Origin of the sequence: Mycoplasma hafezii, assembly GCF_049942695.1 — a bacterium.
GTDB classification, from domain to species: Bacteria; Bacillota_I; Bacilli_A; order Mycoplasmatales; family Metamycoplasmataceae; genus Mycoplasmopsis; species Mycoplasmopsis hafezii.
The window spans coordinates 366,812-382,911 of record NZ_CP187940.1; the positions used below are offsets into that span (position 1 = coordinate 366,812).

A 16,100-nucleotide genomic window follows, 5' to 3' on the forward strand; every position below is an offset into this window, starting at 1 on the left:
TTTATTTTTTATGTACTGCTAAAGCATTTTTAGCAATTACAAGTTCTTCGTTTGTGTGAATTGCATACACAGGAACTTCGCTAGTTTTATCACTAATTAATAAATAATCATCATAGTGTTGTTTGTTTTGTTCTTCGTTAATTACAATTTTTGTAAATGTAATTTTACTCATAATACGAGCTCTTAAACTTGCATCATTTTCACCGATACCTGCAGTGAAAACAATAGCATCAAGTTTTGAACCTAATTTATTTGAGTATGATGCAATATAATCAACGATTTTTTGTGCATAAAGTTCTAAAGTAAATTCAGCTTGCTTATCACCATTTCTAAAGGCGTCACGAACATCACGCATATCACTAGAAATTCCTGAAACACCTAGAACACCACTTTTTTTATTAAGAATATCGGTAAATTCATCAATAGAAATACCTTCTTGCTTCATAATGAATTGATGTATAGATGGATCGATATCTCCGCTACGTGTTCCCATCATAATTCCAGCTAATGGTGTAAGACCCATAGATGTATCAAATGACTTAGAATCTTTAATCGCACATAAACTAGCACCGTTTCCTAAGTGTAAGTTAATAAATGTAACTTTATCTTTGTTTAAAAGTTTTTCTAATCTTTCTGTGATATATTGATGACTAATTCCATGAGCACCATATCTTCTAATTTGATATTTTTCTGTTAATTCATAAGGAATTGCATAAGTTGCATTTACTTTATTAATTGTTGTGTGGAATGCTGTATCAAAATCAGCACTTAATTTAGCATCTGGAAATACTTTTTTAAATCCACGCATTGCAGCAACTGCACCAGGATTATGTAGTGGTGCATAAATACTGCAATCGCTAACTTTTTGAATGTTTGCATCATCTAGGATTGTTGTTTTGTCAAAGAATGTTCCACCTTGCACAACTCTAAATCCAATATATTCGACTTCTTTTTTGTCGCTAATTAATTCAATTTTTTGCATTGCTTTGTAAACTTCTTCTACAGCAATATCGTGATTTGGCATATTAACATCAAAATGATGTTTTTGTTCTTTATATTTGATTGTGATATTACCTTTATCTAATCCTATTCTTTCAGCAATACCACTAGCTAATAATTCTAATGATTCTTTATTAAATAGACTAAGTTTAATTGAACTGCTTCCTGCGTTAATTACTAAAATTTTTGAATTTTCCATGAGACTCCTTGGTTTGTTATATTTATAATTCTAATTCTTTTTAAATTCACTTGATTAAAATGGAATACTTTTCCACATTTATTATTTAATTCGTTCTCATTTTTGAAATTCAAAGTCAGTATAATCAATTTTTTTAGTTAATTGAAATTGTTGCAAATAAAAATCATTAAGTGCATCTAAATATACTAAATCTTTCGGTTCTACCTCTTGCAATTTAAATGTAGGTGATATTTTAGAAATATATCACACATCAACTTTATCTAAAAATGTCTCGTATATGGTTTTACCACCAAATAAAATATTATCGGTTTTGCGATCTTCAATTAAACATAATGACTTTTGGTAACTATCAAGATCGTAAATTGGATGTAATCATTTTTTGTATTGTTCTACAAATTTTTTAGGCAGACTATTGTAAGTGTTTGAACCCACAATGATAGTGCGAAAATTATTTTGTTTAATTGCTTCATTGATTAATTTATATAGATGTTGTATTTCGTTAGGACACTTTCATGCAAGTTTATCTTTATAACCGATTAATTTGTGTCCGTTATCATCTATGAATGCAATAATTCCAATTAACATAAATCCTCCTTAATAAATAAGAAAAAGGAGCGATGCTCCTTTTAAAATATTCGGTAAAAACTAAATCGAGAACTAAACAATTTTCACTGTTACTTCTTTTGATCCTCTTTTTCCTTCTAAGTTATTTCTTTCTACGTGTAGAATTTCAATTTTTTCATTTCCTTGAGTATGTTCACCACGTTTTTGACCTCTACGGAATCCTTTAATCATTCCTTCAAGTTCTTCTAATGTGTTAGCTTGAGCTACTACTTCTCCGCTGGCTACTAATTTTGCTTTGTATTTGTACATAAGCACCTCCATTTTATAAAATTCGGATGAATTTTTCATCTGAACTCAGAAGTATTTTTTAGAAATACCTTTTGTAGAATTTTAATCTACATAATGATTTTACAAGAAAATAAAATACATATAAGGTATTTTCAAAAAAAGGGTAAAAAATGTGGTTAAAAAGTAATTTTGTTTCAGTTTTAAAGAAATTTTTTCTTACTACTTGTGATTAAAATTAAAATTTTATTTTTATGAAAAGAATAAAGATATATCGATAAAATAGAAAAAATATATTTTCTATCGTATAAAACTATAATAAATTAACTTTTTTGTAAATATTATATGATTGCAAAGTTAAAAAAAATACTAAAAAATTAATATAATAAAAATAATGTAAAAAATATGCATTGTGCTTTTCAAATGTTTTTGATTAAATTTGTAAATTTAGTGATAAATTAAGTTTATTTATTCTTTGTTAATCAAACAAATTAGTATTTGCTGTGAATATTAAAATTTTGAAAAGTTTGATTTTTTAGATAGAAATTAAGTGTTAAGTATAGGAGTTGAAAATTATGAAAAAAAGAATAAAAAGAAGGATGAAGAAAACAGCTTTTATCGGAGTTCCTACAGCTATTGCTGCTGCAACTACAATTTGGACTTTATCATTACATGAAGAAGCAAAAAAAGTTATTACTAATCCAGAATTAATTGATTTAATGTCTCAAATTAATCAAATTCGTGAATCTAATAAAGACCGACTTAAAAATTATTCTGATAATAGTGAATTAGACAATATTTTAACTAATGCACAGTCACTAATTAACTCAGATGATTCAAAAAGAGTAAATGAATTAATTAAGAATTTAAAAGAACACAAAAATAAGTTGGAAGAATTTTTAAATTCAAAAAGTAAACTAGAACAGCTTGATAAAGATGCTAAAAAGATATCTGTTGAAAAAGTTCCTAGTTCTATTTCGAAACAATTAACTTTAGAAATTGAAAATAGTGATAATCAATTGGTTAAAAACTCAGTAACGATTAATGAATTAAATACACAATATGATAATTTAAACGAAGCAATTAAAACAGCTGAGCAATTTATTCAAGAACGTGCAAAATTAGAAAAAGAATGAGCCGAGTTACAGTTGCAAACTGTAACAGGTATGAACAAAAGATACCAAGAAGTATTAAAACAAGCTCGTGTTAATGTTGAGAATGTAATAAACAATAAAGAATCATCTCTTGAAGAGATAAAGCAAGCAATAGATGAATACAAAATTAAACTAAGCGATGCAATTACAAATGCAGATCTCATTCAACAAGCTCGCAAGGCTAAAAAAGATAAAGAAGCAGAAATAGCTAATTATCCACAAATTACTTTCGAACAAATTGTTCAAAACTATAATAATTTAGATAATGTGGCTAAACCTGCTTTTGATGATTACGAATCAAATGAAGATTTATTAAAAGATATCAAAAACATTAAAAACTATGAAATAGTTGTTTCAAAACCAGATGACTCAAAACCTAATGATGATAAAAACAAAACTGATGTTTCACAACCAAAAGCAGAAACTAAACCTAACGAAAACACAGGTTCTACAGATAACAATCAAACTGCAGAAGAAACAAAACCATCAAATGAAAATGAGCAACCAAAAGATGATAATGTAGACAACAAACCTACACCAGAACCAGAAAAACCAAAAGACAGTCCTGTTGTTGCTGATGCTAAAAAAGTAATTAATGCAGTTGAACTTATTTTGAAAGATTATGATATTCCTAATTCTGATGAAATCAATAAAATTCTCACAGATTTAAACGATTTAATTAATGAACCAAAACAAAATATTCAAAAAATAAGTGAAACTAAGCATAAGTTATTTGAAAAAGCACAAGAATTTGCAGATAGCTTTAATAATGCAGTTGAAACAACCACAACAAATTTCTATAAAGGATTTAAAAACTTTAGACTTTATGATGATAATTTAGCCACAGGTAATGTTGTTTCATCATTTGTGCAAGTGCCTTTATTAGGTTGAAATGATATTCGTAATAAAGAAATTACTGATCAACTTAAGGAAATTAGTAAAAAATACTTAACTAATAATGAACAATTAGATACATTAAATGCCCAAAATGATGCACAATTTAATAGTGCGGTTGAAGAAGCATATAAAATTAACTTAAATGATTTAGATAACCCAAAAATACCTGGAGTTAATAAAAAATCAGTTAATGAAAAATATTTATCTGTGATTTACGAGTCAGCTCAATTATTAAGAACTTGAATTTTAAAAACTTTTGATGAATGATGACAATGATTACAGATTGCAAAAGAATATTTAACACCAACTCAATATATTGAAATGTTAGTTAAAACAACAGGTTACGGGTTAGAAAACCTTGAATATTCAGAGTTAAAAAATAAACAGTCAGAATACTTTGATCCAAATGAAAGAAATTTTGAAATGCCTGATGAGTATGCGTTTAAGGTTGAACCAAATAATTCTAATCTGAATCAAAAAGAACTATTTGCTGATAATGCTTCTGTTTCAAATTGAGGATTATTATGAGATAGTGCCATAGCACTTTTATCTGAAAATCCAATGGGATATAGTATCTATCCTTTTATTTGAGGTGCTCAGCAGTTTGGTGATATAACAAATTGAGATAATAGTGGAATAAAACCTGATAAATCAAGTATTTATAGTAAATCACTTACATTAGATGAATTTTTAAAGAACAAAAAATATTATGAAGTATTTTTAAATAATAAAACACCTTGATACGGAGAGCCTATCAAGCTTGGTTCGAGAACAAATGATTTAATAAATGTGGAAGAAGATGGATCTAAATTTACTTTTGATTTTATGACAAACCCACTTAACTATAGTTATACTTATAGTCAAACAGTTGGTTTTGAAAATTTCTCTTATGTTTTCCGTGAGTTATTTAACGAAAGAGTAGAACTATTTAATCAAAATTTAAAAGCTGATGTAGAAAATTATTCATCAATGTTGCAAAAGCTTAAAAATTTAATTCATAAAGAAGTACAACAAGGAAATAATTCATTTGTGAATGTAGCTACAATAATTGATAAAGCTACAGATATTCAGTCATTTGATCAAAATACGATGAACTTAATTGAAAAATACAATTACTATAAAAATGAGTTATTAAACACTAAAGATCAATTAACCGAAAAAGCTTATCCAATTCTTAAAGAATATGTTGAACAAAAAATTCAAGACTCAAATACAGAAGAAGCTGAAAAGCAACAACTGCAAAACGCGTTAGATGAATCAGAAGCACACTTCCAAGAAGATGATCTTAATAAGAAAGTAGAAGCTATCTCCGTTTTACTTAATGTTTTAAAAATATAAAATTTATACAAAATTACAGCATAAGTTTATGTGCTTTGTAATTTTGTATTTTTTATTAGGTTTATTGTTATTGTGAATTTCTATCATAAGTTAAGACAATAGATTCTATATGATAGTATCGTCATTATCACTTTAATTCTAATAACTATAGGTATCTTTTAAATAGTATGAAATGTACAATGATTTGAGTCGATTCATATCAAGATAATTTGTTATATTTTCTTTTGGTGTTTCTTGTTTATTTGTAAATTAGTAAATATGTTATTTTTTAGACATTATTTTCATTTCAAATTAAACTTTTTATATTATTGTTAATTTACCTTAAATTATTTCTAATACACTAACAAAAAAGTTATTTTTTAATAATTTGTTTATTGCTAAGGATTTTAAAAGTGCTAAAAGGTACATTAAAAAACTAATTTTTCTATTTTTTATCCAAATATGAAAATAATGTTAAGTTTTTCACAAAATGGATTTCCGATCCATAAAAGAATATAATTGTTATGTAAAATAATTTATTTTTTAAATATAAAGGAGTGTCTAATTCTTAAAAAGAATAAATGACTATATGGCTTATGACAAAACAGCTGAAGTTTAATACTACAAAAATTAGTTTTTTAGTTATTAATATATCCATTTTATTATTATTACTAATCGGTTTTGGGACATTAATTTTTTATGGTATGGAAAATATTTTTAATAAGGGTGAATATATCGATGTCATTGGTGAATGTGCACCAGATAGTAATTGCGGTCATTCATTCATTTACGAACCATTTCAATACAAAATGAATGTCTGAGTAGAAAAATGGTTAGCATATTTAATATTTGGAATGGTTTTATATATTGTAGAGCTTGTTAGTTTATTAATCCAAAAAAACAAAATTGTTCATTCATTATTTCCGCTATTTTATGGTTCAGAACTTAAAATAAGCACAGAACAAAACAACTTTAATAAAGCAACAACACTTATAAATATCTTAGTGTTATTTCTTTTTGTAATTATTTCAATTTTTATGATATCTTGAAGTCAAACAAACAAATGATTAATTGAACAAATATTCCTTGTGGTAATTAGCACTATAATATTTGTTTTATACGCAAGTTTAAATTTTACTTATTTAAAGACGCAAAAATAAGTTATTAAGTAAGGCACTAGATACTTATAAAGTATCTGTGCTTTTTTAAATAACTTAATCATTCTTTACCTTAGAAATTATCAAAGTATAATATAAATAATCAAAGGATTAAAATGAAAAATAAAATATATAGACTAATTGTATCAATGCAACTAATACCTACTTCAGCAATGGCGTTTGTTTCATGCAATGAAACGAAATATAATCCTAAAACATCTAAAATTGTTGAAAATGAAGAATTTTTTACAGACTTTCAAAAATGACCAAGTTATTTTGATAATTCTAAATCATTATCAGAAGTGTTAAAAATAAGTGAAAAAGATTTTAATGTTAAATATTTTGAAGACAGAGTCCCTTATATAGAATATATTGACCCAGAAACAAAAATACATTTTCGAGATTATAGCTATAAAAATGAAAATAATAAGTTTTATTTTTATTTAGGAAAATATGGACTTGTTATTCTTGCTAACGAATTTAAAAATAAAATACCATATTTAAACGAAGTATTTGACTTAAATTCAATTAACTTAAATATAAATAGTGATTTGATAATTAAAAACGGAAAAGTTAATGGATATTATCAAGCAGAAACCAAAACAATTAATCTCTTTACAAGCAAATTATTTAATCTTGCTTTAACACCAATGCAAATTATTAGTTATATAATGCCTACTTTATTTCACGAGTATATTCATCATTTTGCAAGCAGTTATATTTCTAACCCTGATTTATTAAATAAAGATAATTCAGTAAATTATTTAGGTAGATATCAGAACAAGGAGTTTGCAGAAGCCTTTATAGATTTATTTCAATACAAAAATAAAAAAATTGAATCTACTGGTTCAAAAAATATTAACAATTATTTAAGTTTAAGTGATTTATTTAGTTTTGCAAACAATAACCGTCAAATTAAGTATGATAATGAACAGTTGAAGAAACTTTATTTTAACAAAATGATTAAATCATCAATTAATCGAGATAAATTAAAATACATTTATAGTTTTGATGAATTAATTGCTAGAGAATACACAAAGTATGGATTTGAAAACTATTATAGCGACCTAGTAGAAGCTCAAGGTAACAAATTACAAAGTGATTTTTTTGGAATTTTTGATGGTAAAAACTATCTTTATTACTCATATTTATATGATTGAAGCCGTAGCTTAAAAATGGACAAGCTTAATAAAGAAGAATTATTAAACAAAAATATTTCTTACTTTGGCAGTTTAAAAAATGAGTATCCATATGATATTTTTTGAAATCAACAAAAAGCTTACGATGTTTATAATTTATTTACTAAGGCAAGCGGTTATGGTAAAAACATAAATCAAATCCATGCTAAAATGAACTGAAAATATATTATTGAAAATGGATATAAATCATCTTCAAAATTTTGATTAGATGATAAAGATATTAATCAAGTAATGTTTACAGGATTTTTAGAAAATAAACCAGAACAAAATTTAGGAATAGCTATTTTTGACAAAAATGCAAATCAAATAATGAGTTCGAGCTTATTAGATGTTCAAAATAATGATAACTTTTGATTTACAGACCATTTTTTTGGAAAAAAATCTTTTGATCGTGGAGCTGATATATATAATTTTGATGCTAGACAAAAACAATTAGATTCCAGAATATTAAATGATAAATATTATTCATATACCACAAAGGATTTTTTAGATTTAACTAATTTACAATCAAATTATAGATATAGTATTTATTTTTTTATTGATAAAAATAATAATCAAATCGCAGAGAATAATGAACTTTTATTTAAAAAGCAACTAACTCTCCCAAATCGAACTTTAACCTCTCTAAAAAGTTCGGTTTTAACAAATAATTTAGATAAAACATTTGTGGTGTTTCAAGATGAAAAACAAACTTATATTGAAAAAATTAAGGAGTAAAAATGGAATGAGATTTTAAACAAATCAAAATTGGACAAATCATTAATGTACAAGCGTATAAACATAATGGTTTTTTATATCGTCAATGAAATGGTGCAAAAGTGATTTTTCACAATAAAAGACATATTGTTTTATTTTTACGTGGAACTAGAGTAACTGAAAGCCAAAACGACACTAATGGTTGAAGATATACAGAAACTGCTTTATGATTTATTCCTAAAAAAAGCTTATATAATGCAATCGTGCTTTTTAAGAAAAATGTTGGATGCTACTATTACATTAATATGGCTTCATATCCAATTTTTGAAGATAATACAATTAAATTTATTGATTATGATTTAGATATTAAATGTTATCCAGAAAAAGATTTACAAATTGTCGACCGTGATGAATTTGGACAAAATTCAAAACAAATGGATTACCCAATGGTGTTAAAAGAAAAAATTCATGAAGAAATTAAAAATTTAGTTTCTATGTATAACAATTACGAATATTTCTTTAATACTGAAATTTTAGAATATTACTTAAGAATTGCAGTGCAAGATAAGTTAATCACGGAAAAAACAGTAAATGATTTTATTTCACAAAATCGTAAGAAATTTAGTGAAGAGTCAGAAATGTTTTATCAAATTTCGAAACATAAAAAAAATAACTACATTCCTTATAAAAAGAAACGTAGTAATAATGTAAATCAAAAATAGGCACCTAGAATGCCTATTTTTTTCATCACTGACGATTAAATACACCGAAGACATTTAAAATACCATAGCAAAATAAAGGAATCATTGTGCCAAGTCCAAATGGAAAAATAATTCATCCATATCAAGGATAAGTTTCGACATTTAAATAAATGCTTAAAGAAATACCTAGTCCAGTTAAAATTCCACAAATTACTAGTAAAATGATAAAAATTTTAAAACGGTTCATTTTCAACTAAAAATTCATTAAATCTTTGCTCTATTTCTTCTAAAGTTGGCAGCGATTCTATAGCACCAAATTTAGACACTACAAACGAAGCACAAATATTGGCTTTAAGAATAATATATTTTAAGTCTTCAATATTTAAGTTTTTCATCGCATCGTGATTATCATATTGCTCTAAAAACTGTGCAATAAAGAAACCAAAAAACGAATCTCCTGCACCAGTTGTATCAACAACTTTAGTCTTAACAGAAGGGACAATAATGTATTTTCTATTATAAATTGCTAATGTACCTTTTTCACCTAAAGTGATTAAAACGTTTTTCTCATCTAATGCACTGTGTTCATTGCTAAATTTATCATTAAGAATATTTTCAACTGTATTGTTATATAACATTTGATATTCTTCTTCTGATAATTTTACAACATGTACATTTTGAATATATTTATATGATTGTTCTTTAAAATATGCTAATTTATTTTTAAATAAGGCATCACGATAATTAGGATCAAAGAAACCGAATTTTTCCTTATATTCTGTTAAAGAGTTTAAGAAACTATCGTAAGTTTTATTTAATTTATTTTTTAAGAATGCTGTAGCAGAAGAAAAAACTACATTTCTTTCAATATATAAATAATCATCATATGTATATTGTTGATCTGCTCCAAAAGTAAATTCAAATGAACGCTCACCATTTTCATCTAAAGTAACGTGAGCTATTGTAGTTTTAGTTTTTGGTAAAACACTTAATTCACTAGTTGAGAGATTATTTTTAAAGAAGTAATTTTTTATTAAATTACCATTTTCATCATCACCAATAGCTCCTAGAAAATCTGCATTTGAATTAAGAAGACCGATAGCACCACAGACATTAATTGGTGCACCACCAACTTTTAAAGTTTTGTGATCATTTTGTTTAAATTCATCAATTAAAGCTTCTCCTGGTAAATTTACTAATGGATTACTTTGATGTTTTTTAGTAGAACTAACAAATTCCATTTCGTTAACTGGATACATTTTTCCTTGCAATCCAAGGAATTCAACACCTAAAGTTCCATTGATGTAGTATTTAGAACTAAAAACGGCCTCACCATCATTGATAAAGAGTTCGATAAATGAATTATCTAATAAAACTTTAATTTCATAGATGTTGATTTTTTGAGTAATTTTTTGTGTAGTTTCAATGCTTTCTAATACGCTCATATTACTACGATCAACCGTTAATGTTTCATTTGAATAATTAATTAGTAATTCATCATTTTTTTCGTTAAATAAACGAATACTAAATGATTCTTTATTTCTTAACTCTCAATATTGATGTCTTTGTTTTAGAATACCACTTCTTACTTTTGTACCTTTTAAAGGATTGTAATTATCATCGATTCATAATGGTTCTTGAATGATTTGATCATCCATTAAGCTTAATTTACGAACAAAGCTTAAGTGGTTAGCATATCCGTGATCAAATGTTGCAACAGCATGATCTTGTGGTTTTGCTGCTCATCCTAAATATAGGACTTCATCATCAAATAAATCATCATCGACATTGTTAAAAATTTGACCTGCGTAAAAATCAAAACCTAGATCTGCTTGTTGGACGTTTTGAACTTTAAACTCAAGTGTTTTTCAGTTCATTTTTCCAATTAAGAAAATAGTATAGTCATTTTTTTCTGCTTGATCTTTGTAATATTTTTGTCCTTGTGTACTAAAACTAATTACATCCTTATCTTCTAATTTAAAGTACACAGGACATTCATACATATAAGCTTCATCGCTTTTGAAGTTTGTAAATTTAATATCTCCTAAACGTTCGAAGTTACCATTAGGTGTTGAAGAAGCATAAACTGATAAAACACCTTTTTTATCTTCTTTAGTTTGTGCACCGTGAATTAAATAGTATTTTCCACCTTTTTTGAAAGGGAATGGATCTCTAAATTCACCAGTATAAATATTTTTATCTACACTAAATAGTACTTTCTTTTCACTGATTGTATTTTTTTCAGGATTATATTCAACAACAATAGTTGATGAACCACGTTCAAATGTTCCGTCTGCAAAATATTTTTTTGTATTACCTGTGTAATAAAGATAAATTTTATTATGTGCTGATATAGCTCCACCACTAAAAATTCCTTGTGCATCTTCTGGGATACTTGGAGTAATAATAGTTCCTAAATCTTCATATACTAAAAAATCCATAGTTCTATATGCAGATCAACACTTAGTTTTATGCATTGCTATATTAGGAGTATTTTGATAGAAAATATAGTAATAACCATCGTGATACACAAGACCGTTTGGATCGTTTAATAAACCGCTATATGGTCTAATGTGTATTTTAGGATAATAAGGACTTTCTAAAGCTAGTTTATGATTGATTTCCACTTGTGAATTATGGATAGTAGAGTCAAAATGAGAGTAATACTTAGTATTTGCGATTTTTTTCATTAACTCTAATTTGTTGAAATAAAATTCTTCTTTTTCTTTTTTGTTCATAATTTCCTCGTTAATAATTTTATTAAAAAATGCAGATAAACTGCATTATATAAATCTTAAACTGCTTGTTTTTGTAAACATCAGTCAACAAATTGTTTATTAGCTTTAAATTTAGTTCATAATACTGTTAATGTAATTGCTAATACAGAAGCAATAGCATTTCCGATTAACATTTTTACACCATTAGACATTGATGCATTAATTACAAAGTTATACTTTGTATTTGCTTCATAGAAGTGTAAGTCGTTTTCGCTAATTGTTCAACTAAATTGAATTGCATTTCCAATTCAAGAAGATGAACCCATTGCTGTTGCGTATGTTTGTGACATTCCTAATCAGTAACCAGCTACTCCACTAGCAATAGCGGCACAAATAAATGGATATTTTAATGGAATGTTTACCCCAAATAAAGCTGGTTCAGTAATACCGAAGTTAGCTGTAACTGCTGATGAAGCAACTTTTGAAGCTTGTTCATTGTGTTTTCTAATAAGCATCATAATGATTAATCCAAAACCAACCATACCTTGAGCAACGTTTGCTGCAGTTGCTAAAGGCGTAATTCATGTATATCCTTGGTGGAAGTTTTTGGTTGTCTCAGCAATAATAACTGTTTCAACAGGTAATAAACCTTGGTGAAGTCCAGTTACAACTAAGAATGGATATGCAAATCCAATTAACGCACCTCCAAGTCCGAAGAATGGGAAATTAGTGTATGTTCAAAGTCCGTTAAATGCTTTACCTAAAAGGTTTGAAATTTCACGTCCTATTGGTCCTAAAATTCAGAAACCTAAAAATACTGTTAAAAATACAGTTACAAGCGGAACACTTAAGATTGCGATAGCTTGTGGTGAAATTCTTTTCATTAATCTTTCAATTCAGTATCCTAAGTAAACAATCATTAAAACAGGGAATACTTGTGCTTGGTATCCAATTAATGGGAAATTGAAAAATCCTCATTCAACAGGGAATAATGTTCAAGCAATTGATTGTCCTGGTTCTAAGACAACGTCTTTTGGATCGACACTATTTAAGTAAACAAGTTTGAAGTCACCTAAACTTCAAGAGTTCATTAAGCTAGGCGCAACCATAATAATTCCGATTGCAAGTCCATAAAAAGGATTTCCACCAAATTTTTTCATTGATGTATATCCAATTAACACAGGTAGTGAACCTAAAATTGCGCCACCGATCATATCGAAGAAGAATTCAACGTTTTTAACTGTGACATTTTCACTTCCAAATGCTTGGATAAATGATTTTAATGCTAATGAAATCCCTCCTACAATAAATAAAGGAATTAAAGGAATAAAAATTTCAGCGAATGCTCTAATTGCATTACGTGTAATTCTAAAAAGGTTGTTTTTAAATGATTCGCTTTTATTTCATCTAAAAACTTTTTCTTTGACTTCTTTTTCCATTTGTCCTGGATTAATTTCTTTTTGATAATTTTCATAAACTTTGTTCACAAGACCTGCACCAAAGATGATTTGAATTTCGTTATTATTTAAATTCACACCTTTTGCAATATCTATTGAACCTAATAATTTTTGATCAACAACATCAGGATTTTTAACAACTGCTCTTAATCTAGTAGCACAGTGATAAACTTTTGTGATGTTATCTTTACCACCAAGACCTTTTTCGATTGTCTTGGTAATTTTCGCTCAATCGTATTTCATAAGTCTCCTTTCATTTCTAAAAAAAGCAGAAAATTTAAAAATATTTTATCATAAAGTTATTTTTTTAGATGCAAATCAGGTAATAATGTGGAACGTTTTCCACAAATAAATTTTTATAATTTATTTTCATCTTTTAATTTTCGTTTATATAATAAATTTATGCATTTTTTAAATCAAAAAGAAAAAGTCGGAATCGTTGTTGAATATAACCCGTTTCATAATGGACATATTTATCAACTTAATTGAATTAAAGAACATTTTAACAATCCTAAAATAATCGTAGCAATGAGTCACAAATATTCACAACGTGGTGAGTTCATTTGTGCTTCTTGACATTCCAGAGTAAAAATAGCGAAAAAATATGGTGTAAGTAAATTTGTAAAGTTACCAGTGCAAATTTCAGCACAAGCAGCACATATTTTTGCTAGTGAATCTGTTTTAAAATTAGCTAAAAAAGGAATTAAATATTTAGTATTTGGATCAGAAACAGCAGATACAGAGTTGTTTATTAAAATAGCACGATTAATTAAAGATAACCAACAAGAATATAATAAATTAGTCAAAAAACATTTAAAAAATAAAGGGACATCTTTTCCACGTGCAACTAATTTAGCTCTGCAAGAACTTTCTGGCGAAGATATTTCAATGCCGAATGATATTTTAGGGTTAGAATATGTAAAAACAATTGTGAATCATAATCTTGATATCACTCCGATAGCAATTAAAAGAACAGTTGCTTTTCATAGTGAAGAAACAATTCAAGAATTTGCAAGTGCATCACATATTCGTAAGATGTTATCTGAGAATCTTGATGTATCTCAATATACACCAATGAATTTAAAAGGCATTAATCCGAGATTAAATATTGAAAATACTTATTCTAAATTTCAAAAAATAATTCGTTCAAAAACACCTGAACAACTTAGACAATATAAAATGATTAGTGAAGGAATTGAAAATTTATTTAAAAAACAAATTGATAATCCTGATTATGATTCATTTATTAATGCGTGCATTTCAAAACGTTACACAGCTAGCAGAATTAAAAGAACTTATTTATTTGTCTTATTAAAAATTAAAAAATAAAATGACAATACCGATAAACCATCACTCAAAGTGATTTAGTTTATGACAGTATTGTCATTTTTATATTACATTCTGATGTTTCCGTTTGTACGTGGGTATGGAATTGTATCACGAATGTTTTCGATACCTGTAACATACATTACAAGTCTTTCAAAACCAATACCAAATCCAGAACTTAACATATGTCCGAATCTTCTAAGGTCTAAATATCATTGTAAGTCTGTTTGATCGATTCCTAGTTCGTTAATTCTTTGAACTAATTTATTATAGTCTGATTCACGTTGTGAACCACCAACAAGTTCGCCAACACCTGGAACTAATAAGTCAAAAGCAGCAACTGTTCTTCCGTCTTCATTTTGGTGCATATAGAATGCTTTGAAATCTTTAGGGAAATTAATAACAGCAATTGGTGCTTTATAAATTACTTCTGTTAAGTATTTTTCGTGTTCACTTCCTAAGTCTAATCCAAATTTAATATCTTGATTTTCGAAGTTTTCTTTTACAGCAGCTAATTGATCGATTGCTTCTTGGTAATCAACAATTTTTAATGGTGTATTTACAAAGTGGTTTAATCTGTCAATAAGTCCGTTATTTGTGTAAGCATCTAAGTAAGCTAATTCATCTTTATGTTTTGCCATTGTGTTAGCAATTACAACTTTAAGTAAGTCATCTGCAAGATGAATAACATCTTTTAAATCGTAAAATGCTACTTCTGGTTCAATCATTCAGAATTCCGCAAGGTGTCTTTTTGTATTTGAACGCTCTGCTCTGAATGTAGGAGCGAATGTATAGATTTTTTTCATACCGATTGCGTATGATTCACCGTGAAGTTGTCCTGTTACACCTAATGTTGATTTGTTTCCTTTTCCAAAGAATGGATCATCAAGGTTAGAATCTGAAACGTTGAATGTTTCACCTGCACCTTCACCATCGTTTGAAGTAATGATTGGACTATTCATATAGTAAAAATCTCTCATCATAAAGTATTTGTGTACTTCTTGAGCTAATGTTGAACGAATTAACATAATAGCTCTTAAAAGATTTGTACGGTGTCTTAATTGTGGTAATTCTCTAAGAGTTTCTAATTTAATTTCTTGATTTTGGATTGGATAATCTTCATCAACGTTTTTTGATCTAACAATTTCTGAAACATTCATTTCAATTGGTTGCTTAGATTCTGGTGTAGCTTTAAAACTTCCTTTAGCTACTAAAGCAGCACCTGGTTTTAATGTATCTAATAATTCAAAATCAAAATCACCTTTAAAAACTAATTGTAAGTTTTTAATAGTTGATCCGTCATTAAGTTCAATAAAACGAATTTTCTTATTTCCACGGTTGCTTGACACTCAACCTGAAATTTCTACATCTGTTCAACCATCATAAAAGTTTGGTTTTAATAATATTTTTTTAATTGTTTCCATATTTCCTC

Annotated in this window: 11 protein-coding genes; 5 read left to right on the plus strand and 6 right to left on the minus strand. The window is 27.1% G+C overall.

Annotated elements, in window-relative coordinates:
* Window position 1: 1 nt before the first annotated feature.
* The 3 genes from ACPYPZ_RS01335 to ACPYPZ_RS01345 form a co-directional block, all read right to left on the minus strand.
* Window positions 2-1,198, minus strand: a complete 1,197-nt coding sequence (locus ACPYPZ_RS01335) for an acetate/propionate family kinase (protein ID WP_426461534.1) — start codon at window positions 1,196-1,198, stop codon at window positions 2-4.
* Between the two features lie 81 nt (window positions 1,199-1,279).
* Complete coding sequence (locus tag ACPYPZ_RS01340) at window positions 1,280-1,783, minus strand: dihydrofolate reductase (RefSeq protein WP_426461535.1); 504 nt, start codon at window positions 1,781-1,783, stop codon at window positions 1,280-1,282.
* A gap of 72 nt (window positions 1,784-1,855) precedes the next feature.
* A complete protein-coding gene (locus tag ACPYPZ_RS01345) occupies window positions 1,856-2,071 on the minus strand; it encodes an MAG6790 family protein (RefSeq protein ID WP_426461536.1) in 216 nt (71 codons plus the stop codon).
* A 551-nt stretch (window positions 2,072-2,622) separates the two neighbouring features.
* Here ACPYPZ_RS01345 and ACPYPZ_RS01350 point away from each other — a divergent pair.
* The 4 genes from ACPYPZ_RS01350 to ACPYPZ_RS01365 all read left to right on the plus strand — a co-directional run bounded on the left by ACPYPZ_RS01350 (window position 2,623) and on the right by ACPYPZ_RS01365 (window position 9,189).
* Complete coding sequence (locus ACPYPZ_RS01350; RefSeq protein ID WP_426461537.1) at window positions 2,623-5,436, plus strand: hypothetical protein; 2,814 nt, start codon at window positions 2,623-2,625, stop codon at window positions 5,434-5,436.
* Window positions 5,437-6,119: 683 nt separating this feature from the next.
* Entirely contained in the window at window positions 6,120-6,575 is a 456-nt protein-coding gene (locus ACPYPZ_RS01355; RefSeq protein ID WP_426461538.1) for a hypothetical protein, read from the plus strand.
* 113 nt (window positions 6,576-6,688) lie between these two features.
* Window positions 6,689-8,488, plus strand: a complete 1,800-nt coding sequence (locus ACPYPZ_RS01360; RefSeq protein WP_426461539.1) for an MYPU_1760 family metalloprotease — start codon at window positions 6,689-6,691, stop codon at window positions 8,486-8,488.
* Between the two features lie 2 nt (window positions 8,489-8,490).
* Window positions 8,491-9,189 (plus strand): DUF402 domain-containing protein, encoded by a 699-nt coding sequence (locus ACPYPZ_RS01365; RefSeq protein WP_426461540.1) that lies wholly within the window; start codon window positions 8,491-8,493, stop codon window positions 9,187-9,189.
* A 212-nt stretch (window positions 9,190-9,401) separates the two neighbouring features.
* On the opposite strand, the gene ACPYPZ_RS01370 is transcribed toward ACPYPZ_RS01365, so the two are convergent.
* A complete protein-coding gene (locus ACPYPZ_RS01370; protein WP_426461541.1) occupies window positions 9,402-11,906 on the minus strand; it encodes a PfkB family carbohydrate kinase in 2,505 nt (834 codons plus the stop codon).
* A gap of 56 nt (window positions 11,907-11,962) precedes the next feature.
* Window positions 11,963-13,585, minus strand: coding sequence for a PTS transporter subunit EIIC (locus ACPYPZ_RS01375; RefSeq protein ID WP_426461542.1), 1,623 nt, complete (start codon window positions 13,583-13,585; stop codon window positions 11,963-11,965).
* 159 nt (window positions 13,586-13,744) lie between these two features.
* Here ACPYPZ_RS01375 and ACPYPZ_RS01380 point away from each other — a divergent pair, with 159 nt between their 5' ends.
* Entirely contained in the window at window positions 13,745-14,671 is a 927-nt protein-coding gene (locus tag ACPYPZ_RS01380) for a nucleotidyltransferase (RefSeq protein ID WP_426461543.1), read from the plus strand.
* A 65-nt stretch (window positions 14,672-14,736) separates the two neighbouring features.
* Here the strand turns inward: ACPYPZ_RS01380 and asnS are convergent, their stop codons facing one another.
* Window positions 14,737-16,092 carry an asparagine--tRNA ligase gene (gene asnS, locus ACPYPZ_RS01385; protein WP_426461544.1) on the minus strand — a complete coding sequence of 452 codons (1,356 nt, stop codon included), beginning with the start codon at window positions 16,090-16,092 and terminating at the stop codon, window positions 14,737-14,739.
* Window positions 16,093-16,100 lie beyond the last annotated feature (8 nt).